Source organism: Candidatus Poriferisodalis sp. (genome assembly GCF_965204125.1).
Lineage (GTDB): Bacteria > Actinomycetota > Acidimicrobiia > Acidimicrobiales > Poriferisodalaceae > Poriferisodalis.
The window spans coordinates 712770-735102 of record NZ_OZ241968.1 but is presented as its reverse complement, the minus strand read 5'-3'; the positions used below and the strand labels follow the sequence as shown (position 1 = coordinate 735102).

Below are 22333 nucleotides of genomic sequence, written 5' to 3'. Positions count from 1 at the left end.
GGCAGAAAGCGAGCAGACGTATGGAGATGATGAAGGCGGGCCGCATGGTGGACGTGGGTCGCATGGAGTGCGAAGAGATCCCGGTGCCGCCGCTGGACGAGGCGTCGTCAGACGCTGCACCGTCATCCCGGCCCGATGCCGCTTTGGGCATGACGGCGGTGAACTACGACGTGCTCATCCGCTCGGAGATGGCGTCGATCTGCGGCAGTGATCTGCACATGGTGATGATGGGCGCCGGCCTCGCTCACCGACCGCCCTGCCCGCACGGCTTCCCCGGTCACGAAGGCATCGGCATGGTGGTGGAGAGCCGGGCGCCGGGCCTGCCCGAGGGCACGCACGTGCTGACGTTCCCGAACCCGCCGGTAGGCGAGTGCTTCTGCGCCTTCCAACGGGTCAACTCCAGCTACTGCGTGCCATTGCCGGCTGGCGATGTGCCTCGCTCGCACCTGCTCATGGGCCAGCAACTCGGCACCGTGATCTACGCCATGCGCCAGCACCCACGTGATGTCACCGGCGAGACCGTCATGGTCATGGGCCAAGGCTCAGCGGGGCTGTTCTTCACCTACCTGCTGAAGCGGGCAGGCGCCGAGCGGGTCATCGTCTCGGACCTGTCGCCGACTCGTCTGGCTGTCGCCGAGGCATACGGCGCGGACGAGTGCCTGAATGCCGCCGAGCTCGGCAACGCCGGGGTCATCGAGGCGGTCAAGGACATGACAAACGGTCGCGGCGCCGACTATGTCGTCGAGGCCGTCGGCCGCTCCGACACGTTCCTCGACTCAGTCGAGCTCGTGCGTATGGACGGTCAGCTCTTGTGGTTCGGACTGCCGTCGACCGACGACAACATCCACGTCCGCTTCCAGAAGTTCTTCCGCAAGCGGCTCTCGGCCGCCAGCACCTACGGGGCCCAGGACGAACCGGGCTCCATGTCATTCCGCCAAGCGCTGCAGCTCATCGCCTCGGGCGACATCGACGTGTCTCCGCTCGTCAGCCACGTGTTCGACGTGAGCGAGATCGGCGACGCCTTCCGGCTGGCCCACGAGCCCCACGACGCAGGCGCGCTGAAAGTTTCGGTCAGCTTCGACTGACCGTCGCGCTGCCGCCCGGCCGAGTGCCCGGGCGTGCCGGCTCAGTCGAGCGCTTCGATCACCTGCACGAGGATGTCGAGGCCCTCGTCCATCTCGGCTTCTGTCACGTTCAGCATCGGCGTGATGCGGATGACGTTGCCGTAGAGACCGCCCTTGCCCACGAGCAGGCCGTGGTCTTTGGCGGATTCGAGCACCGCTGCGGTGGTTGCAGCGTCGGGCTCGATGCTGCCGGCGTGGCAGAACTCGAGACCCTGCATCAGCCCCTTGCCGCGCAGCTCGGCCACATGCGGCGACGCGTCGCACACGGGGGCCAAGCGCTCGTGCATCTGCGCCCCGCGGGCCGCAGCGTTGCCCTGCAGGTCGTTCTCGAGCAGGTAGCGCAGCGTCGCCCGCCCCGCTGCGGTCGAGAGCGGGTTCCCCCCGAACGTGGTGATCGAGTTGCGCGTCAAGCAGTTCATCAGTTCGGCCCGGGCGACGATGCCCGCCAGGGTGATGCCATTGCCGACGCCCTTGGCGAAGGTGATCGCATCGGGTGTGATGCCGTGGGCCTCATAGCCCCAGAAGTGCTCGCCGGTGCGACCCCAGCCCGACTGCACCTCGTCGGAGATGAACAGGATCCCCTCCGAGTGCAGCACCTTGCCCATGGCCCCGAAGAAGCCATCGGGCGGCGTGGCAAAGCCGCCGACCCCCTGGATGGGCTCGGCGATGAGTGCCGAGAAGCCGCCGGAATCGGTCATGTCGATGAGCTGGACGAGATCCTCCACGCAGGCATTGGTGAAGGCGTCGTCGTCGAGCTGCCGGAACGGGCTGCGCAGCCGGTAGCCGCCCTGCACAAACTGCACGTCGAGCCCGCTGTAGCTGCTGGTGGACCAGGCGCGATGGCTGGTGATCGCCTGGGCCGTGAGCGAGCGGCCGTGGTAGCTGTTGCGCATCGCCAACACCTGGTTGCTATTGCGGTAGTTGGTCGCTAGCAGGATCGCGGTGTCGTTGGCCTCGCTGCCCGACGTGGTGAACAGCACCCGGGGGTCGGGAATGCCCGAGACGGCCGCCACCTCTTCGGCGAACGAGATCATCTCCTCGTTCAGATACAGCGTCGAAGTGTGCATCACCTTGGCTGCCTGGGCCTGTACGGCCTCGACTACAACGGGATTGGCGTGCCCGATCATGGTGGTGAGGATCCCGCCGAAGAAGTCCAGGTAGCGGGTGCCTTCGCTGTCGAAGACATAGCTCCCCTCGCCGCGGTCGATCGAGACCGGTCGCTCGTACAGCGGGCTGATGAAGCTGGGCAGGATCGCGCGGTAACGCTCTGCCAGATCGGCGTTTGTGGCCATGGCGACATCGTAGAGTTCGCGTCCATGGCGGGGTTGACGAAATGGGTATCGCAGGCCTACGAAACGGCCCGCAGCGTCATGCAGTTCGGCGAGTTCGAACGCGATGCCGACAAACGGCACCTGATCCGCGCCGCCGACGTGTCTGACCTGCGCCGCATGGCCAAACGCCGCATGCCGGGCGGCTGCTTCGACTACATCGACGGGGCAGCGGAGGACGAGGTCAGCGCCGAGCGCAGCGTCTCCGCGTATCACCGCTGGCAGTTCCGGCCTCGAGTGCTGCGAGACGTCACCGATGTGGACATCTCGGGCAAGGTCCTGGGCCGAGAAGTGCCGATCCCGCTCGTCATCGCACCGACCGGCTTTGACCGCATCGCCCACTCTCAGGGGGAGCTGGCCGTGGCCCGCGCCGCCGAGCGCGCCGGCATCCCGTACTCGCTGTCGACCATGGGGACGCGCTCGGTGGAGGAGGTCGCTGATGTCTGTGACGGCAGGAAGTTCTTCCAGGTGTACGTCTGGCGCGACCGCGAGCTGATGGCCGATCTGCTGAAGCGCTCTGCGGCGGCCGGCTACGAGGCCATCATGATCACAGTCGACACTGCGGTGCTCGGTCGCCGCGAGCGCGACGTCCGGCACGGCTTCAGCCTTCCGCCCAAGCTGGGCCCCGACACGATCATCGACGGGCTGATGCATCCCCGCTGGCTGCTGGACTTCCTCAGCAACGAACCGATCAAATTCTCGAATTGCGAGGGGGCTGCGGGCGGCGACGGCGGCGATGCCGTGGCGCTGGCCGACTACATCAACAGCCAATTCGATCCGTCGCTGTCATGGGATGACATCGAGTGGTTCCGCGATCGCTGGGACGGGCCCGTGATGCTCAAGGGGGTGCTGTCGCCCGACGACGCCAAAATCGCTGCCGACATGGAGCTCGACGCGGTCATTGTGTCGAATCACGGCGGGCGCCAGCTCGACGGGGCACCGGCGCCGGTGGAGTGCGTGCCTGCCATCCGAGAGGCCGTCGGCGACCGTTGCGAGGTGATCTGCGACGGGGGCATCCGGCGCGGCAGCGACATCGTGAAGGCGCTGGCTCTCGGAGCCGACTCAGCGATGATCGGCCGGGCATACCTGTATGCCCTCGGCGCTGCAGGCGAGACTGGTGTCGACTGGGTGCTCAACTATTTCGTCGAGGGGATGACCCGCACGATGCGCCTGAATGGCGTTCGTTCCACTGCGGACCTGACCCCCGACCTGCTCGAACGCGTCTGAGGCGGCACTGATGGCAGAACAGACATCACCCGGGCGCGCCCTTGGCGATCGCTCGCTTCCAGATCGTGCCGAAGTGGTCGTCGTGGGCGGCGGTGTCGTGGGCTGCGCGGTTGCGTACCACTTGGTGCGGCGAGGCATCACCGACGTGTTGTTGCTGGAGCAGAACCAGCTCACCTCGGGCACGACCTGGCACGCGGCCGGATTAGCAGCGCAGCTCAAGTCGACCTACAGCCTGACCAAGCTGGCCACCTACACCGTGCGCTTGTTCGAAGCGCTGGAGGACGAGACAGGTCAGGCGACGGGATTCCGGGCGCCGGGCTCGATCTCGGTGGCATCCGACGGCGAGCGCTGGGAGGAGATCCTGCGTGGCGCATCCATGGGCAGGTCCATCGGTGTCGAGTCCCGCGAGCTCGACATGGACGAGCTGTCGCAGATGTGGCCGCTGATGCGAACCGACGACCTGGTCGGCGCGCTGTACCTGCCCGACGACGGGATGGTGTCACCGGTCGATGTCACGATGGCGCTGGCCAAGGGCGCACGTGCTCGCGGGTGCCGCATCATCGAGGGCGTTGCCGTCACCGAGCTGGAGACCCGCAACGGTGCCATCAGCGGCGTCCGGACTGAGCCGGCAGGCGGCGCCGCCGGGGGCGACCACCTCATCGAGACCGAGACCGTGGTGCTGGCCACGGGCATGTGGACCCGCCATCTCGCCGCACAGATCGGCGTGAACGTTCCGCTGCAGGCGTGCGAGCACTTCTACGTAGTCACCGAGCCGCTCGAAGGGCTCGACACCTCCACGCCCATCGTGCGCGACCCCACCAACTTCACGTACTTCAAGGAAGAGACCGGCAAGCTGATGGTCGGTTTCTTCGAGCCGGCAGCCAAGGTGTGGCGCCTCGGCGGCATCCCGCGCAACTTCAAGTTCGGCACGCTGGACGAGGACTGGGACCATGTCGGCCCGGTCTATGAGCGTTCGTGCCACCGCGTGCCGGTGTTGGCGGACTGCGGGGTGCAGCTGTTCTTCAACGGTCCCGAGTCGTTCACCCCCGACGGCACCTATTACCTCGGCGAGGCGCCTGAGGTCGACGGCTGCTTCGTGGCCGCGGGCTTCAACTCCGTGGGCATCCAGTCGGCCGGCGGGGCGGGCTGGGTGCTGGCCGACTGGATCGCGGACCGGCAGCCGCCGATGGACCTGTGCGCAGTGGACATCCGCCGGGCCATGCCGTTCCAGGCCGACGAGACGTATCTGGGCGAGCGCATCAGCGAGAGTCTCGGGCTGCTGTACGCGATGCACTGGCCGTTCTTCCAGTACACGAGCGCCCGTGACCAGCGCCGCTCGGCACTGCACGACGCCATGGATGCGGCGGGCGCCGTGTTCGGCGAGACGGCGGGCTGGGAGCGGGCCAACTGGTTCGCCGAGCCCGGCCAGGAGCGGGAGTACCGCTACAGCTACGGCAAGCAGAACTGGTGGTCCAACGCAGGCCGCGAGTGCGATGCCGTCCGCAACGGCGTGGCGGTGTTCGATCAGTCGTCGTTCGTCAAGTTCACGGTGCGGGGCCCAGACGCACTGGATGTGCTCGACACGCTCAGCGTCGCCGACGTCGATGTGCCTGCCGGGCGTGCCGTGTACACCCAGTGGTGCAACGAGCGCGGCGGCATCGAGGCTGATCTGACCGTGACGCGGCTCGGCGATGACGACTTCTGGGTGGTCACGTCGGCGGCTTGCCAGACCCGTGATTGGGCGTGGCTGCGGCGTCACTGCCGAGGACGGGACGTCGAAATTGCAGACGTGACCGACGACTGGGCTGTGCTGGGGCTGATGGGCCCACGCTCGCGCGAGCTGCTGAGCTGCGTCACCGACACCCCGCTCGACAACGAGTCCTTCGGCTTCGGCAGTGCTCAGCACATCGATGTCGCGACAGCAGGCGGCCCGATGGAGGTGCTCGCGATTCGTATGAGCTACGTCGGCGAGCTCGGCTGGGAGCTCTACGTCCGCAACGAGCGAGCGGTGGCGGTGTACGAGGCACTCAAGGACGCTGCAGCGGCCGATGACTCACTGCAGCTTGGCCACGCGGGCTACCACGCCATGAACACCCTGCGTCTGGAATGCGGATACCGCCACTGGGGCCACGACATCAGCGACGAGGACACGCCGCTGGAGGCCGGTCTGGGCTTCGCGATCGCGTGGGACAAGCAGCGGGACTTCATCGGCCGCGCCGCGCTGGAATCGCAGCGTCACGAGCCGCGCACGCGGCGGCTCATCCAGTTCCGCATCGAAGACCCCGACCTGCTCGCCTATCACGACGAACCGATCCGCCGCGACGGCGAGCTCGTCGGACGGGTCACCTCGGCCATGTGGAGCTACACCGAGGACCGCTGCCTGGCGATGGGCTACGTGACGCACCCGTCCGCGGCCGACCCCGAGCCGCAGGCCGTCACCAAGTCCTGGCTCGAAGCCAGCAGCTTCGACATCGAGATCGCCGGCCGCCGCATCACCGCCACGCCGTCGATCCGCAGCTTCTACGACCCCACCAACCAGCGCGTCCGCCTGTAGTCCTGCGATCTGCAACCTGAACTTTCGGATTGCATATTCAAGAGCGTCAAGATGCGCGCAGTGGTGCGCGGAGCGGTGGTAATTTGCGCGCACCACGTCGGCATGCCACGGGGCCCGAACCGGGGGGTTCGGCTCACCTTTGGCCTGGACAAATGGGGACCTGTGTATGTCTGAGCAGGCCCGGCATCGCTGAGCATGCCTGAACAAGCGCAATGCGTCATCATCGGCGGCGGCGCGATGGGGGCCGGCCTGCTGTATGCCCTCGCGCACGAAGGCTGGACCGACACGATCCTGGTCGAGAAGGGCGAGCTCACCTCTGGGTCCACCTGGCACGCGGCCGGCCTGATCCCGAACTTCATCGGCGATCTCAACATGGCCAAGGTGCACCAGGAGGCGGTCGCTCTCTACCCGCGCCTCGAAGCCGAGACAGGACTGTCGGCGGGCTGGCACGGCTGCGGCGCAATCCGATTGGCGCGCACGGCCGACGAGGCCGACTGGCACCACTACGTCCACGCCATGCTCACCCAGATCGGTGTCGAGTCGCATCTGATCGGCCCCGCGGAGATTGCCGAACGGCACCCGCTGCTGACCGATCTCGACGACGTGCGACTCGGCTTCTACACACCCCATGACGGCTGGACCGATCCGTCGAGCTGCACGAACGCCATGGCCAAGGGTGCCCGCGACCTCGGCTGCCGGATCATGCGCCACACGCTCGTGACCGGCATGTCCCAGCGCGCCGACGGCAGTTGGGATGTCACGATCGTGCGCGGCGGTGCCGATCCGGCCCGCCGCCGCAACGGTTCGAACGGCCGCGACGAGCAGGACACCATCCACTGCGAGCACGTCGTGAACGCCGCCGGGCACTACGCACCCCAGCTCGGCGCCATGATCGGGCTCGACGTTCCGATCGTGTCGGTTATCCACCAGTACTTGGTGACCGAGACCGTGCCCGAAGTCGAAGCCCTCGATTTCGAACTGCCAGTGGTGCGCGATCCCCGCGCCTCGTGCTACTACCGCCAGGAGATCGATGGCCTGCTCATTGGGCCGTACGAGATGTCCGGCTCCCGGTCCTACGGCGTCGACGGCATCGACTGGGACCTGCACTTCCACCTGCCCGGCGAGAACCTCGACGTACTCGAAGAATGCCTCGACTTCGCTCAGCAGCGCATCGGCGTGCTGTCCGACGCGGGCATCAAGCAAGTTGTGTCCGGGCCGATCACCCACACCCCCGACTCGGGCTATCTCATGGGGCCCGCACCGGGGGTGCGCAACTACTGGCACTGCAACGGGGCATCCATCGGCATCACCCAAGGCCCGGGTGCCGGGAAGTTCCTGGCGCAGTGGATGGTTCACGGCCAGACCGAGATCAACGTGCGCGCCATGGATCCGCGCCGCTTCGGCGACCACACCGGCCCCAAGTCGCAGTTCGCCCTCGAGAAGGCGCTCGACGAGTACCACGAGATGTACCAAGTGCGGCTGCCGGGGGAGCAGCGAGCCGCCGGCAGGCCGGTCAAGACCACGCCGCTGTGGGGCCGCTTTGACGCGCTGGGAGCGCAGTGGCAGGAGATCTACGGGTGGGAGCGCCCCCAGTACTTCTCGCCCGACGGCACGCCTGAAGCGCACTCGTTCCGTCGCTCCAACGCGCATGACATCGTCGGTGCCGAGGTGCGCGGCGTTCGCGAGCGGGTGGGCGTGGCCGATCTGAGCGCATTCGCCAAGTTCGAGGTGACCGGGCCCGATGCGGCCGCCCTGCTGGATCGGCTGTCAGCCAACCGCCTGCCCGGGCGCGACGGCGGCATCCGCCTGACGCACATGCTCACCGAGCTGGGCGGCATCGAGTGCGAGATGACCATTGCACGGCTGGCGCCGGACCGGTTCTGGCTGGCCTCCGCGATCATGGGCCAGAGCCACGACCTCGACTGGCTGCGCGATCACGTCGAGGCCGACGAGCAGGTGAGTGTGCGCGACGCCACCGACAGCACCGCCATCTTGGGGGTGACCGGCCCGCGTGCACGTGACGTGCTGTCGCCGGTGACCGACGCCGACCTCAGCAACGACGGGTTCAGCTGGCTGACTGCCCAGCAGATCTCGGTGGCAGGCGTGCCCGTCATCGCGCTGCGGGTGTCCTACGTCGGCGAACTGGGCTGGGAGCTGCACTGCCCGATGGACGATCTGGCCCGCGTGTATGACGCAGTCGCCGAAGCCGGCGAGTCCCACGGCCTGGTGCACTTCGGCAGCTACGCCATGAACGTCATGCGCATCGAGAAGGCCTACAAGGCATGGGGCAGCGAGCTGACCACCGAGATCACGCCGGTTGAGGCCCGACTCGGGCGGTTCGTGGACTACAGCCGCCCCTTCCTCGGCCGTGACGCGGCACAGGCTCGGCGAGAGTCTGAGCAGCAGGGCGAGCCGCTGTCCATGGTGCTCGTGTACTGCGAGGTGGACACCGAGATGGGTCCGATGGGCAACGACGTCCGCGGCAACGAGCCGGCCTTTGCGCCGGGCAGTGACGAGCCCATGGGCATCGGCACGAGCGGTGCCTGGGGACACACCGTGGGCCGCAGCTTGGCCTTCGTGTACGTCGACCCACAGTTCGAAGCCCCCGGCAGCACCTTCGAGCTGGACCTGCTCGGCGAACGGCGCACAGCGACTGTGCTAGCCGAATCGGCCTACGACCCGCAGAACCAGGGCTTGCGGTCATGAGCGAGACCGACACCGGCGAGGCACCCCGCCGGCGCCGCGGCGGCGGCCGCGCCGGCCGCATCGCCGTCCGCGAAGCAGCACCTGAGCGCGATCGCAGGCCAGTTCGCCCCGGCCTGCCCGCGGGTCGATTCAAACCGCTGACCGAGAGCGACATGCAGCAGGTGTACGACACCGCACTCGGGCTGCTCGAAGACGTCGGCATGGGCGATCCCCTCGACGAGTTCGTCGAGGCGGCGACGCCTGTGGGCGGGTGGGTCGACGACAACGGACGCATTCACCTGCCTCGCGGTGTCGTGGAACGCGCCATCGAGACGGCGGCCAAGGAGTGGATCTGGCACGGCTTCGACGACGACCAATCGGTGCACGTGGGTGGCGAGCACGTCTATTTCGGCACGTCAGGCGCCGCGGTGATGATGTACGACCACGAGACCAGCACGTTCCGCGATTCGCTCGCGCAGGACGTGTACGACTGCGGCCGCTTGGTCGACACGCTCGACAACCTGCACTTCTACGTGCGCACGGTGGTGGCACGCGACATGGTCGAGACCCGTGACCTCGACATGACCACTGCATACGCAGTGATGTGCAGCACCACCAAGCCGGGCGGATCGTCGTGGTTCGAGCCGGAGTGGGTGTACGAGTCGGTCGAGATGTTCGACCTCGTGCTGGGAGGCGAGGGCGAGTTCGCGAAGCGCCCCTTCATCGCGGCCAACAACACGTTCGTCGTGCCACCGCTGCGCTTTGCCTACGACTCGGCGAGGTGCCTCGTCGCGCAGGTGCGCACCGGCATGCCCATCAACCTGCTGTCGGCGCTGCAGGCCGGTGCCACTGCGCCTGCGGCGCTCGCTGGCGCTCTGGCGCAGGCGGTGGCCGAGTGCCTCGGGGGGTTGACCTTCGTGAACCTGCTGTCGCCGGGCCATCCCTGCCTGCTGGGCCTGTGGCCGTTCGTGTCGGACCTGCGCACGGGTGCCATGAGCGGGGGATCGGGCGAGGAGGGAATCCTCAACGCCGCAGCGGCCGAAGTCGGCCACTGGCTCGGGCTGCCCACCGGCGTGGCCGCGGGCATGACCGATTCCAAGGTGAACGACGCCCAAGCCGGCTATGAGAAGGGCCTGAACGTCGGGCTGGCCGGCCATGCGGGAGCGAACATCGTCTATGAGTCGGCAGGGATGCTGGCGAGTCTGCTGGCGTGCTCGTACGAGGCGCTGGTGATCGACAACGACATGCTCGGCGCCATCAACCGCACCGTGCGCGGCATCGAGGTGAACGCCGACACGTTGTCGGCAGAGCTCATCGGCGAAGTCATCGCCGGGCCGGGCCACTTTCTGGGCTCGCCGCAGACGCTCGAGCTCATGGAAACCGAGTACCTCTACCCGCTGGTGTCCAACCGGGACACTCCCGAGGACTGGACCGAGGCGGGCAGCCGGGCCGCGCACGATGTGGCCCACGACCATGTGGTGGCCACGCTCGAGAGCCACTGGCCGTCGCATATCAGCCCTGCGGTCGACGCCGCTGTCCGGGACGCCTTCCCGATCGGCCTGCCGTCCCAAGGCCCTTCGACTACTGCAGTCGCCTCCTAAGGGGCTGAGCCGAATGGCGAAGCCGTGGCCCGAGCGGCCGTGAGCGCAGCGACTAGGCCGCCGCGGAGATATTGAGCGTGGCCAAGAGCGCGCCGACGCGCTGGCCGATGTCGTCACGTACCTCCCGCACAACCTCAATCGCTTGGCCTGCCGGGTCAGTGAGTTCCCAGTCCTCGTAGCGCTTGCCCGGAAAGATGGGGCAGGCGTCGCCGCATCCCATGGTGACGATCACGTCGGCCGCCCGGGCAATCTCATCGGTCCACGGCTTGGGGTACTCACCGGTGATGTCGATGCCGATCTCGCCCATGGCCTCGATAACGGCGGCGTTGGTCTCAAGCCCGGGATCCGAACCGCCGGAGAACACGTCGACGCGGCTGCCCGCAAGGCGCCGGAGCCAGCCGGCCGCCATCTGGGAGCGCCCCGCGTTGTGCGTGCACAGGAACAGCACCGCGGGTACGTCGAGCGAGCCGACTTCGAGACGCTTGAGCGCTCGCAAGCGGTCGCGGGTGAAGCGTTCGATCAGCAGCGGCAGCCAGTCCAGCAGCCTCGCCCCGGCCTTGAGCTTCGTGCGTGAGTCGAGCATGTAGCGCTCGATGGTCTCGGCATTGAAGACGCCATCGAACTCGTCGCGCAGCCGAGCCGAACCCTGCTTGATCAGCAGCAGCTGCTCGGTGGTGAACTCCGGCAGGCCGATCTCGTGATCACTGGCGGCGAAGTTGCGCGGTGCAGCGCCGTCCGATGTCGAGTTCGTGGACATGGGTGCTCCTGGGTGTACGGCCGGGCAGCTGCCGCCGCGCGGCATCCGGCTCAGCGTCGTAGGTAAGCGGCGACCGCGAGAAGGATCAAGCGATGTCGCGGCATCGTTGGCCGATGTTTCCGCAATGTTCGCGCTGCCGGCTCGGCGTCCTAGCGTGATCCTGTGACTTGCTCGCCCGAGCTCAACGTGGTGCTGACGGGGTTCATGGGGACAGGAAAAACCACCGTGGGCCGGTTGGTCGCGCGTGACCTCGGCTGGACATTCGTCGACACCGACGACGTGATCGTGGTTCGGCACGGACCGATCGACGTCATCTTTGCCGAGCAGGGCGAGGACGCTTTTCGAGCACTTGAGCGCGAGACGGCCGCTGATGTCGCCCGCAGCCGGCACCACGTCATCGCCACCGGCGGCCGGATGCTGCTCGATCCGGCAAATGCCGATGCGCTGACCGCCACGGGTCGCGTCTTCTGCCTTGCCGCTAGTGCTGACGAGATCGTCCGCCGCCTGAGAGCCGACGTCGATGGCCCGGTACGGCCGCTGCTTGCAGGCGACGATCCAGCGTCCGCAGTAGCCCGCCTCCTGAACGAACGGGCAGCGGGATACGGGCAATTCGAGCAGGTCCACACGGCGGGCCGCTCACCGCAGGACATAGCAACAGACATCATCGACCGCCTCGAAGACTGACCTGCGACAGCGCCGGTCGACCGGCTGTCGACTACCGGCGAATCGTCGAGAGGCGTTCAGTCCGACGCGATAACGCCGCGTTCGGCCAGGTTGGTGATCTCGCTCTCGTCGAGGCCGAGCAGGTCGCCCAGCAGGGCGGCGGTGTGCTCACCGGCTCGTGGCGCGGGGCCGCGCACGCCCACGTCGGGGGAGTTGTGCATGCGGAACGGCGCGGCGATCGTCTCGAAGTCGCCGGCCTCGGGGTGGTGAATGGTCTCGAAGGCGCCGGTTGCGCGCACCTGCGGATCCTGCGCTGCTTGCGCCGTGTCGTTGATCGGCGCCCAGATGCAGCGGTGCTCATCCAGCCGAGGCATCCAGTATTCGGACGGCTGTGACTTGAGGGTGTCGTCGATGTCGGCAAGCAGCGCGCGCATTGACCGAAAGCGCTGCCGTCCGGTCTGGTAGTCGGGATTGGACAGCAGGTCCTCGCGCTCGATGGCTTTGCAGAAGCGCTCCCACGCGTCGCCGGTGTCGGGCATTGTGAAGTGCAGCCAGCGCCCGTCGGCGCACTCGAAGGCTTCGAGCATGGGCGACAGGCCGCTCTCGCGAGGACGCTCCGTGTTGGGGCGACCGTCCACCAGCGAAGTGGCCATGTCGATGGCGATGGTCCATGTCGCCGTCCGCAGCAGCGAGGACTCCACGATCTGTCCCTCGCCGGTCACATCCCGGGCCCGCAGCCCGGCCATGATCGCGCCGAAGAAGGCCAGGCTCGTGGTGTGGTCGCCTTGGCCTGGCCGGGCGTGCGGCGGGGCGCCTCCGGGAGGCGTCGAGGCGCCGTACAAGCCTGATCGCGAGAAGAAGGCCGTCACGTCGTAGCCCGGCCGGTCGATCTCGTCTCCCACTTCGCCGTAGCCCGACAGCACGCCGATGACCAGGTCGGGCTTCAGCGCCAGCAGGTCGTCGGTGCCCAGGCCGAAGCGATCACGGCGCTCGGGCAGCAGGTTCATGACTACGACATCGGAAGCCGCTACCAGGCGCCGCGCAATCGCTGAGCCGTCGGGGTCTTCCAGATTGAGCTGGATCGATTGCTTGCCGCGGTTGATGAACTGGAAGGCAACGTCGGGGTTGTGTGCACCCTCGGGCACCTTGGCCTGCTTCATCAGCCCGCGAATCGGGTCGCCGCCGATGGCTTCCACCTTGATCACCTCCGCCCCGAGGTCGGCCATGATCGCCACGGCCGACGGCGCGGCAGCGAAATTGGCGAACTCGACGACGCGGATGCCCTCCAGCGGTGATGTCATTTCGATGTCTCCCAGATATCGGTGACTGTGAATTCTGTCGCGGGCTTGGCGGGGAGACCGCCGAGCGCCCGGCACGCGATGGTCGGTACGGTCCGGCCGGCCTCCACCGACACCCTCCATGCTCGTTCAGCCTCAGCCGCCACGACATCGACGTCCCAGCCGGTTCCCGAAGGCCGAAAGCGGACCTGGCGAGCTATGTGCTCGAGCGGCCAGCCGACCTGTGCGAATACCGCACGCTCGGCCACCTGTGCGGGCCCTGTCGGCGCACCCCACCATCCCCGGCAGCGCGATGCCATGGCAGTTGCGTCGGCGGTTTGGTCCAAGATCGTGGCGATCTCGCCTGCTTCGATGCCGGCCCACATGCGGCCGTCGGGCAGCGTCATCGCCGTCGGAGCGAATCGGTGGCCTCCGGTGTGGCTGACGCGGTACACGGCCACCCGTCCGCCTGCCGTGGGAGCACCGGCGTAGGGCTCGTTGACGTCTGCATCGCGGTAGGCGCGCAACACGGCTTCGAAGTCGGCCGCCAGACGTGTGCCCTCGCTGCCGCAGCACACGTCATGGCTGCCTTGAGTGCAGATGAGTACGGCCCGCTCGTTCTCGGCGTAGCCAACCGAAGCGAACGCTGCCCCGTTCGGTACCGGGTCTGCAGGCGATTGGTCCCCAAGATGGGCGAAGAGCTGGCGGAGTCCTTCGGGGCCGTCGGCGTCGAAGTACGCCGATCGCGTGCCCGCTCCGGCACGCCAGTGCAGCACGACAGGAACCTTGTCGTGCGCACCGCGCTCGTGCGGCGGTACCACGGCCAGCACTCGGGTCAGTCCTGCGTTCAGCTCCATCACGGGCGTGAAGCCCTCGAGCAAGCCGCTCGCGAACACCGGCTTCGGCCAGGGCAGCGGCGTTTCCACCAGTGCCACGGCATCGGCGGAGATTGCGGTGCCGCCGGGATCGGTGCCGATGGCAGCCGCGTGCGCCGAGCATCGCGGTGCGTCCTCGGCGGCGGGCAGCAACGCCAGCACGTCGGCCTCGAGCGGCGGCATCGCTGGAGAGCCGGGCGGCGCAGGTGTGAGCGCCGCTGCGTCGGGTACCGATGCCACCGGGCCAGCATAGGAATCTCTGCCCGACCAGGCCGCGGTAGGTTCGGGTCGTGCCGTGGTGGCTGTGGGGGCTGATCGTCATCGGGGCGCTTCTGGTGCTGACCTTCATTCACGACAGCATTCAGAAGCGGCACTCGATCCTGCGCACGTACCCGGTCATCGGCCATCTCCGATTCCTGCTGGAGAAGATCGGCCCGGAGCTGCGCCAGTACATCGTCGCCCACAACGAGGAAGAGCGGCCGTTCAACCGTGACGAGCGACGCTGGGTGTACTCGACAGCCAAAGAGCAGAACACGTACTTCGGCTTCGGCACCGATGACGAGATCGACAAGCCCGGTCACATCACGTTCCGTCACAGTCCGTTCCCGCTGGGCCGCACCGTGCCAGCCGATGCCCCGCTGCCGTGCGGCAAGGTCATGGGCGCGTGGAGCGGCCGGGCCAAGGCGTTCCGCCCGGCTTCGATTGTGAACGTCTCGGCAATGAGCTTCGGCTCGCTGTCCGGCACGGCGATCGAGGCGCTCAACCGTGGGGCGAAGATGGCTGGCTGCATGCACAACACGGGCGAGGGCGGCATCTCGAAGTACCACCGCAGCGGCGGCGACCTGGTCTTCCAGATGGGAACCGGCTACTTCGGGTGCAGGAACCCCGACGGCACTTTCTCGATGGACCGCCTGCTGCAGACCGTCGAGGGGGCGCCGGTTCGCTCCATCGAAGTGAAGCTGTCCCAGGGGGCGAAGCCCGGTGTCGGGGGATTGCTGCCCGCGGCAAAGGTGAGCCCCGAGATAGCAGAGGCGCGCGGCGTCCCGGTCGGCAAAGACGTAGTGAGCCCCAGCCGCCATTCCGCATTCGGCAGCGTCGCCGAGCTGGTGGACTTCGTAGAGGAAGTGGCCGCTGCGACCGGTTTGCCGGTGGGCATCAAATCAGCGGTAGGCCAGGAGGCGTTCTGGACCGAGTTGGCCCAGCACATGGCCGAGACTCGCAGGGGGCCCGATTTCGTGACGGTGGACGGCGCCGAGGGCGGTACGGGTGCTGGGCCGCTGGTGTTCACCGATCACGTGGCGTTGCCGTTCTGGCGGGCGTTCGGGGTCGTGCACCGTGCCTTCGGCGAGGCTGGCCTGACCGACGAGATCGTGATGATCGGCTCGGCCAAGCTCGGCTTTCCGGCCCCGTCGGCGCTGGCGTTCAACATCGGTGTCGACATGATCGGTGTGGCGCGTGAGCCGATGATGGCGATCGGCTGCATCCAGGCGCAGCGCTGCCACACCGACCATTGCCCCACCGGCGTGGCGACGCAGAACAACTGGCTCTCTCGTGGCCTCGACCCCACGCTCAAGAGCGTGCGGCTCGCGAACTACGTCATCGGGTTGCGCAAGGAGCTGTTCAGGCTGGCCGATGCCTGCGGAGTCGAGCATCCGGGCCTGATCGGGGGCGACAACGTCAACGTGGTGAGCCCCTTCGGCGATCTCATTCCTGCCCACCACGCCTTCGGCGTGACCCCCGAGCGCACTCACAGTCCAGCCCGCATCGCCGGCCTGCTGGAGGCAGTGAGCGCCCGTACTGCCGACGGCGCGCAGACCGACGCCGAAGCGCTGGCAGACTCTCTCGCATCGGATTCGTCAGCAGACGCTGCCTAGTCGCATCCAGCGCAGGCGTTCTCGTCGAGGAGGAGCCATGAGCCGCCCATATGGCCACCCGATCCAGGCCAGCTCGCACGCCGCCGAGCGCATCACCGACGAGCACAAGGCGGTGTTCGCGGCAGACGGCGTGGTGAAGGTGACTCGTGCGGTGTCGGACGGGTGGGTCGAACGGGTGCTCGACGTGGCCGACCAGCAGTTGCGCGAGCCCGGCAAGTGGGTGTCAGACACAAATCCAGGAGCGCCGGAGAACCGGCTGTTCACGAGCCGGTACCGGTGGGAGATCGACCCGGTCATCGGTGATTTCGTCTTCAACTCGGGCATGGCGCAGATGGCCGCGGCGCTGATGGGTTCGAATACGGCCCGCTTCTACTTCGACCACCTGCTCATCAAAGAACCGCGGACCGCCAACCCCACGCCGTGGCACCAGGACATCCCCTACTGGCCCTTCTTGGGCAAGCAGATCTGCTCGGCGTGGGTGGCGATGACACCGGTGACCGTGGCCGAGAGCTCGCTCGAGTTCGTGCGTGGCTCGCATAGCTGGGACGCCTACTACGCACCCGAGTCGTTCGACGGCAAGAAGGGCTTCATGGCTGATTTCGAGGGCGAGAAGATGCCCGACGTGGAGGCCGACCGGGCCGCGTACGACATCATCGGGTTCGACGTCGAGCCCGGAGATGCGCTGTTCTTCTCGTCGTGGATCATCCACGGCTCGCCGGGCAATGCCGGCGACCACCGGCGCGTGGCACTGTCCACCCGCTGGCTCGGCGACGACGCGCTGTGGTACCCCCATGCGGGGTGCGATCCCATCGTGGGCGACGACGACACGACATCAATCGCCGGCGAGTATCCCGGCGACAACGACAAGTTCCCGCTCGTCGCCGCGTAGTACAGCCGCCGTGCCGGAATGGGTCACGGGTGCCGGCTGAGGTGCGAGTAGGTTCGGGGTATGGACTATCCAGCGTCCCTTACCGTCCAACCTTCAGAGCGCGTGGCGAATTGGCGTCCATTGGTCCACTGGATCATGCTGATCCCGCACTTCGTGATACTCGCCGTGTTCCACGTTGTGGCTTGGCTGCTCGCGGTCTTGACCATGCTCGCGGTCGTCATCACCGGCAAGGTGCCTGCAGGCATCGCGAGCTTCCAGGTGATGTACATCCGCTACTACCCCCGTGTGCTGTCGTTCGTGCACATCATCCACGATCAGTACCCGCCGTTTGAATTCCCTTCGTCGGCAGAGGATCCGGGCGGTTCGCCGGTGGCGGTGAATGTCGAAGTGGAGCCGGGGAACCGCAATCGTCTGGCAGCACTGTTCCGTCCGATCTACGGGTTACCGCAGATCGTTTTCGTCACCGTCTACTCGTATCTCGTCGTCGCAGTGGTGACGATCGCCTACTTCATCATCCTGTTCACCGGCCGCTGGCCTGCAGGCATGCGCGATTTGGTGATCGGGTTCTACCGGGTCCACGCGCGCTACCTGACCTTCATCTACATGCTGACCGACAAGTACCCGCCCTTCAGCACCGCCGAATAGGCCCAACCCCCGCCCTTCGCCGGGCGATGCCCGGACTGATCCGAGCCTCCAAGTAGGTTCGGCGGCATGGCTTACCCGGCTTCTGTCACCGTCGAGTCATCGGAGCGGATCGCCAACTGGCGACCCTTGGTGCACTGGCTGCTGCTGATTCCGCACCTGATCATCTTCGAGATCCTGCAGCACATCGCGTGGCTGCTCAACGTGTTCGGCTGGATCGCCATCGTGTTCACCGGCAGGCTGCCCAAGGGCCTGGCGGACTTCCAGTCGATGTACCTCCGCTACAGCATCCGGCTGTACGCCTACTTCGACTTTCTGCACGAGCGCTACCCGCCGTTCGAGTTCGACATGTCTGCACCCGAGCCCGGAGGCACTCCGGTCGCTGTCGACATCGAGCCTCAGCTGACCGACCGCAACCGGCTCACGGTTGCGTTCCGGCTGATCTTGGTGATTCCGGCCGTGGTGTTCACTGCGATCACCGGTCTCATCACAGCGGTTCTGGTCGTGCTCGGCTTCTTCGCAGTGCTGTTCACCGGCCGATGGCCCGACGGAATGCGCGGGTGGGTCGTCTCGTGGTTTGGCGTGAACCTGCGCATGAACGCGTATCTGCACCTGCTGACCGATCAGTACCCGCCGTTCAGCCTCGACGCCTGATCCATCAGACCGGCGGCGGTCGGCATCGGCGCCGAATCCGCGCCGTGCTGCACGCCGGGCGGCTGGCGCCACCGCAGGGCTACCGTGCGTGCGATGAGCGAGGCCCGAGGTGAGTGACTGCCATGAGTGAAATGACCGGGGGCGAGGCCGTCGCGGCGACGCTGGCGCGCCTGGGCGTGCGGCACGTGTTCGGGATCGTCAGCGTGCACAACCTGCCGATGTATGAGGCGCTGTCGGTGCGCGACGACATCGAGGTCGTCAAGGTCCGCCACGAGCAGGCGGCTGCACATGCTGCGGATGCCTACTACCGCGCCACCGGAGAGATGGGCGTGCTGCTCACCTCCACCGGCCCCGGCGCCGCCAATGCTGTGCCCGGCCTCTACGAGGCGTCGTTCACCAGTTCGGCCGTGCTGATGGTGACCGGCCAGACGGAGTCACGGTTTTATGGCAAAGGGAAGGGCTTCCTGCACGAGAACGATCAGCAGGTCGACATGCTGCGCTCGGTGTGTCGCAGTGTGGCGTCGGTGCGGTATCCCGGCGAGATCTCTGCCGAGGTCGCCCGCGTCGCCGACGACATCCGCACCGGCCGTCCTCAGCCCGGCGCTGTGGAGATCCCGATCGATTTCCAGTACGCCAAGGTCGGCGATGGGCCGATCTCGGGATCTCCCGAGGTGTCACGTCTGCGGCCTGACGCTGCGCTGCTCGACGATGCGGCCGAGCGATTGGCTGCGGCGCAGCGACCTCTCATCTGGGCGGGCGGCGGCGTCGTCAGCGCCGACGCCTCGGCTGAGCTCACTGCGCTGGCCGAGCGGCTCGGTGCGCCGGTGGTGACGACGATCGAGGGCCGCAGTGCCCTGAGCGAACTGCACCCGCTGTCGCTGGGCTTCCGTTCGGACCGCCCCCAGATGGCCGACGTCTTTGCCGAGGCTGACCTGCTGCTGGCCGTGGGCACCCGCTTCCAGAACTACGCAACCCGGGTGTGGGCGCTGCGCTTGCCCGACGAGCTGATCCACCTCGACGCTGACCCTGGCGTGATCGGTCTCAACTACCCGGCGTCGCTGGCCGTCGTGGGGGACGCGAAGCTCAGCCTGGCCGGGCTGCTCGAACGGCTGGGCGACGGCGCGCCCACCATCGACGACGGCTACGTCGAGCGGGCCCGCAAGCATCGCTCGTCCGACATGGAGGCGATGCGCGACGAGATCGGGTCTGACCACGCGGCGATCTGCGACGCGATCCGCCGATTGCTTCCCGATGAGGCCCGCATCGTCCGTGACACCACTGTGCCCGGCTACATGTGGGGCAACCGGCTGCTGCCGATCGTGGCGCCGCGCACGTCGATCCGGGCCGCCAATGCCGCCATCGGCCCCGGCGTGCCGATGGCTGTGGGTGCGGCGCTCGCCACCGGCCAGCCGACCGTCGTGATCCAGGGCGACGGCGGACTGATGCTGTCGGTGGGGGAGATCTCGACGCTCGCCGAGCACGGCCTGCCCGTCATCGTGTGCGTGTTCAACGACGGCGGCTACGGCGTGCTGCGCATCATCCAGGACGCCCTATGGGACGAGCACCACGGCACCGAGATCGGCGGCATCGACTTCGTCGCTGTGGCTGAGGCCATGAGCGTGCCGGCCCGGCGCGTGCGCAGCGTGGCCGAGTTCGAAACTGCCTTCGGCGATGCGGTTGCCCGTGCCAGCGGCGAATCAGGCCCGGTGGGACCGTCGCTGATCGACATCGACCAAACCGCGCTCATCCCGATCACATTCCCGCTTCCCGCGCACCAGCGCCGCCGCGACGACTGAGCGCTGCTGGCCGACGTTCTACAGGCCGGAGGTGTCGGCGTCGGGGTCGAAGAAGGTGCGGCCGGCCAATTCCATCACCGGCATCGCGACCATGAAGTGAGCCGAGGCCGTCTGGGCGTCGCGCAGGTGACGCTGTAATGGCGATGCTTCGAACACCGCCGTGCCGCCGACGGCCGAGTTCATCGAGCTGATCACTCGCAGGCTGGTCTGCATTGCATGGGTGGTTGCTGTGCGCAGGTCACGGCGCAGTTCCAAATCGGACAAGCCGTGCTGCGCGCGCTCCCACGCGGCATCGATGCACGTGTACAGCAGCGTCCGAGCCGCCCGCACCTCAGTGTCTGCCACCGCTACTGCGGAGTGCAGTGCGGGCCGCTCACCCAGGGTGCGACGCGACCCTTGGGGCACCTTCGACCTGGCGACGTCAATCACTTCGTCCACGCTCGCCCGGGCCATCCCCAGCGCGATCGCGCCGATGGGCAGCGCCAGCAGGCCGAACAGCGGCATGCGGTACAGCGGCTCGGCAGCGTACGACGACTTCAGAATCGAGCGCTCGTAGGCGATGCGCGATGCAGGCAGCCAGACATTGTGAGCCTCGAACGTGCTCGAACCCGAACCGCGCAGCCCGCTGGTGTACCAGTCGTCGTGCAGCTCGATGTCGTCGGGCCGGAAGAACGCCCGGCCGAGCGCCGGCTGGGGGCCGTCGCCAGCGCGATCAGCTGCATTGCCATCGACGATCTGCACGCCTGCGGAGATCCACGCCGCGTTGTGCGAACCCGAGGCCCATGCCCAGCGCCCGCTCACCATGTACCCGTCGGCGCCGTCAGGCCCGGGTGCAGCCGTGGCTGTCCCCGAGTGTGCGAAAACGCCGGCCGTGATGACATCGGGGTTCTCCAGCAACTCTGCGAGCTGGGCTGGCTCGAGCGCGGCGAACATGATCTGCGAGGTTGCGCCGATGAACGTGCACCACGCTGCCGAGGCGTTGCCTCTGGCGAGCACTTCGCCGATCTCAGCGACCACCGCCGGTGGAAGCCCCAACCCGCCCAGTTCGGGCGGCACCAGCGTCCGGTAGAAGCCGTCGGCCGCCAGCGCCTCGGCCAGATCCTGCGGCAGCTGTCGCAACGAGTCGATCTCGACGCTGCGCTCCCGCAGCGTCGGAATCCACTCCGCCGCCAGCGCCAGCATCTTGTCGCTCATATCGACGTCGCCGGCTCGCATTCGAACGGCACGCCCAGCTCGTCGCCGACACGGCCCAGTGACCGGACGACCGACGCGGGGTAGCTGACGGTGCCAGCCGCAGTCCGCCGGTCCATCTCAAGTTGTTCGAGCTCGCCCGGCAGGTACACGGTCTGGCCCGGCAGCACGTCCTCTTCGCCGGCCGCGCGGATCTGGGCGACCATGTCCTCGATGTCGTCGTAGTAGCCCTCGCGGTCGCGGAACACACCCGGATCCATCAGCAGGAAGAACTGCCCCCGCCGCCCCACGGCCACATCGCCGGTGTGGGCCGAGCCGCCCAGGATTCCTGCTGCGATGTTCGAGGCGGTGATCATGCCGATGCCCTTGTAGCCGCCGATCGCCGGCACGATGCCGCGCATCGCCACGTCGGGATCGACCGTGGGGTTGCCGTCGCGGTCCAGGAATCCCCACTCCACCGGGATCTCCGAGCCCTCGGAGCGGGCCCGCAGCACCTTGCCGAGCGCCACGGGCGTGATGGCCATGTCGAGCACGATCGGCGGCTGGGCGCGGCGGGGGAACGTCCACACGATCGGGTTGTTGCCGAACAGCTTCCGGCGGCTGCCGAACGGTGCCAGGTTCGGCACCGACGTGGTGGTGCCGTAGCAGACGAATCCGGCCTCGGCGGCCTGGTACGGGTAGTTCGCGCCGCAGCCCCAGTCGTTGGAATTGCGGATCACGCCGACCACCAGCCCGCTCTCTCGGGCGGCGTCAATGAGCTGCTCCATGAACCGGGTGATCACGAGCTGGCCGAGACCGTGGTGCCCATCGGCGACCAGCACTGATGGCGTCCGGGTGACGATCTCGCACTGCGCTGTCGGGTCGGTGGTGCCGTCGCGGAACCAGTTCACGTACCAGCTCACCCGCTGGAAGCCGTGCGTGTCGACACCGCGCCGGTCCGACCAGAGCTGGTTGTCGACGACGGTCGCCGCGTCGTCGGCAGCCATGCCGGCTGCCACGTATGCCGCTATGCCCCAGGGCCGAAGCTCATCCAGGCGATACGACACCGGCGCGCTGTCGTCGCCGTCTGCGGGCCGGTCGTCAGGTATTCCCCGCGGCAGTGTCTCGTTGCGTGCGCTTTGGTCGCTCATGTCCGGTCGCTCACCCCTCCGCTGGTTTCGATGCGTGTTTCTACCCGCAGCCGCGCTGTATGACCG

The 22333-nt window shown here is 67.5% G+C and carries 17 protein-coding genes; 11 read left to right on the top strand and 6 right to left on the bottom strand.

Annotated features, from left to right (window positions below):
* Positions 1-20 precede the first annotated feature (20 nt).
* Positions 21-1085: a zinc-dependent alcohol dehydrogenase gene (locus ACOGXD_RS03590; RefSeq protein ID WP_419916551.1), complete on the top strand. Its 1065-nt coding sequence runs from the start codon at positions 21-23 to the stop codon at positions 1083-1085.
* Positions 1086-1126: 41 nt separating this feature from the next.
* On the opposite strand, the gene ACOGXD_RS03585 is transcribed toward ACOGXD_RS03590, so the two are convergent.
* A complete protein-coding gene (locus ACOGXD_RS03585; protein WP_419916550.1) occupies positions 1127-2416 on the bottom strand; it encodes an aspartate aminotransferase family protein in 1290 nt (429 codons plus the stop codon).
* Between the two features lie 24 nt (positions 2417-2440).
* On the opposite strand from ACOGXD_RS03585, the gene ACOGXD_RS03580 reads away from it, so the two are divergent.
* From ACOGXD_RS03580 to ACOGXD_RS03565, 4 genes are all read left to right on the top strand, one after another.
* Positions 2441-3679, top strand: coding sequence for an alpha-hydroxy acid oxidase (locus tag ACOGXD_RS03580; RefSeq protein ID WP_419916549.1), 1239 nt, complete (start codon positions 2441-2443; stop codon positions 3677-3679).
* A gap of 10 nt (positions 3680-3689) precedes the next feature.
* Entirely contained in the window at positions 3690-6233 is a 2544-nt protein-coding gene (locus tag ACOGXD_RS03575) for a GcvT family protein (RefSeq protein WP_419916548.1), read from the top strand.
* A gap of 195 nt (positions 6234-6428) precedes the next feature.
* Entirely contained in the window at positions 6429-8939 is a 2511-nt protein-coding gene (locus ACOGXD_RS03570) for a GcvT family protein (RefSeq protein WP_419916547.1), read from the top strand.
* Positions 8936-10519: a trimethylamine methyltransferase family protein gene (locus ACOGXD_RS03565; RefSeq protein ID WP_419916546.1), complete on the top strand. Its 1584-nt coding sequence runs from the start codon at positions 8936-8938 to the stop codon at positions 10517-10519. The genes ACOGXD_RS03570 and ACOGXD_RS03565 overlap by 4 nt, the downstream gene beginning before the upstream one ends.
* A 52-nt stretch (positions 10520-10571) precedes the next feature.
* Here ACOGXD_RS03565 and ACOGXD_RS03560 read toward each other — a convergent pair whose 3' ends face one another.
* Entirely contained in the window at positions 10572-11276 is a 705-nt protein-coding gene (locus ACOGXD_RS03560; RefSeq protein WP_419916545.1) for an arsenate reductase ArsC, read from the bottom strand.
* 162 nt (positions 11277-11438) lie between these two features.
* Between ACOGXD_RS03560 and ACOGXD_RS03555 the strand changes: the two genes are divergently transcribed.
* Positions 11439-11960 (top strand): shikimate kinase, encoded by a 522-nt coding sequence (locus tag ACOGXD_RS03555; protein ID WP_419916544.1) that lies wholly within the window; start codon positions 11439-11441, stop codon positions 11958-11960.
* A gap of 56 nt (positions 11961-12016) precedes the next feature.
* Here ACOGXD_RS03555 and ACOGXD_RS03550 read toward each other — a convergent pair whose 3' ends face one another.
* Both ACOGXD_RS03550 and ACOGXD_RS03545 read right to left on the bottom strand, forming a co-directional pair.
* A complete protein-coding gene (locus ACOGXD_RS03550) occupies positions 12017-13240 on the bottom strand; it encodes a CaiB/BaiF CoA transferase family protein (RefSeq protein ID WP_419916543.1) in 1224 nt (407 codons plus the stop codon).
* Positions 13237-14331 carry a sucrase ferredoxin gene (locus ACOGXD_RS03545; protein ID WP_419916542.1) on the bottom strand — a complete coding sequence of 365 codons (1095 nt, stop codon included), beginning with the start codon at positions 14329-14331 and terminating at the stop codon, positions 13237-13239. Before ACOGXD_RS03545 ends, ACOGXD_RS03550 begins: the two co-directional genes overlap by 4 nt.
* 50 nt (positions 14332-14381) lie before the next feature.
* Here ACOGXD_RS03545 and ACOGXD_RS03540 point away from each other — a divergent pair, with 50 nt between their 5' ends.
* The 5 genes from ACOGXD_RS03540 (at position 14382) to ACOGXD_RS03520 (ending at position 19946) form a co-directional block, all read left to right on the top strand.
* Entirely contained in the window at positions 14382-15965 is a 1584-nt protein-coding gene (locus tag ACOGXD_RS03540; RefSeq protein WP_419916541.1) for an FMN-binding glutamate synthase family protein, read from the top strand.
* 37 nt (positions 15966-16002) lie between these two features.
* Positions 16003-16854: a phytanoyl-CoA dioxygenase family protein gene (locus ACOGXD_RS03535; protein ID WP_419916540.1), complete on the top strand. Its 852-nt coding sequence runs from the start codon at positions 16003-16005 to the stop codon at positions 16852-16854.
* Positions 16855-16956: 102 nt separating this feature from the next.
* A complete protein-coding gene (locus ACOGXD_RS03530; RefSeq protein WP_419916539.1) occupies positions 16957-17499 on the top strand; it encodes a DUF4389 domain-containing protein in 543 nt (180 codons plus the stop codon).
* Positions 17500-17565: 66 nt separating this feature from the next.
* Positions 17566-18150: a DUF4389 domain-containing protein gene (locus tag ACOGXD_RS03525; RefSeq protein WP_419916538.1), complete on the top strand. Its 585-nt coding sequence runs from the start codon at positions 17566-17568 to the stop codon at positions 18148-18150.
* Positions 18151-18272: 122 nt separating this feature from the next.
* A complete protein-coding gene (locus tag ACOGXD_RS03520; protein WP_419916537.1) occupies positions 18273-19946 on the top strand; it encodes a thiamine pyrophosphate-binding protein in 1674 nt (557 codons plus the stop codon).
* Between the two features lie 18 nt (positions 19947-19964).
* Here the strand turns inward: ACOGXD_RS03520 and ACOGXD_RS03515 are convergent, their stop codons facing one another.
* Complete coding sequence (locus ACOGXD_RS03515; RefSeq protein ID WP_419916536.1) at positions 19965-21140, bottom strand: acyl-CoA dehydrogenase family protein; 1176 nt, start codon at positions 21138-21140, stop codon at positions 19965-19967.
* Positions 21137-22267 (bottom strand): Ldh family oxidoreductase, encoded by a 1131-nt coding sequence (locus ACOGXD_RS03510; protein WP_419916535.1) that lies wholly within the window; start codon positions 22265-22267, stop codon positions 21137-21139. Before ACOGXD_RS03510 ends, ACOGXD_RS03515 begins: the two co-directional genes overlap by 4 nt.
* Positions 22268-22333: the final 66 nt, after the last annotated feature.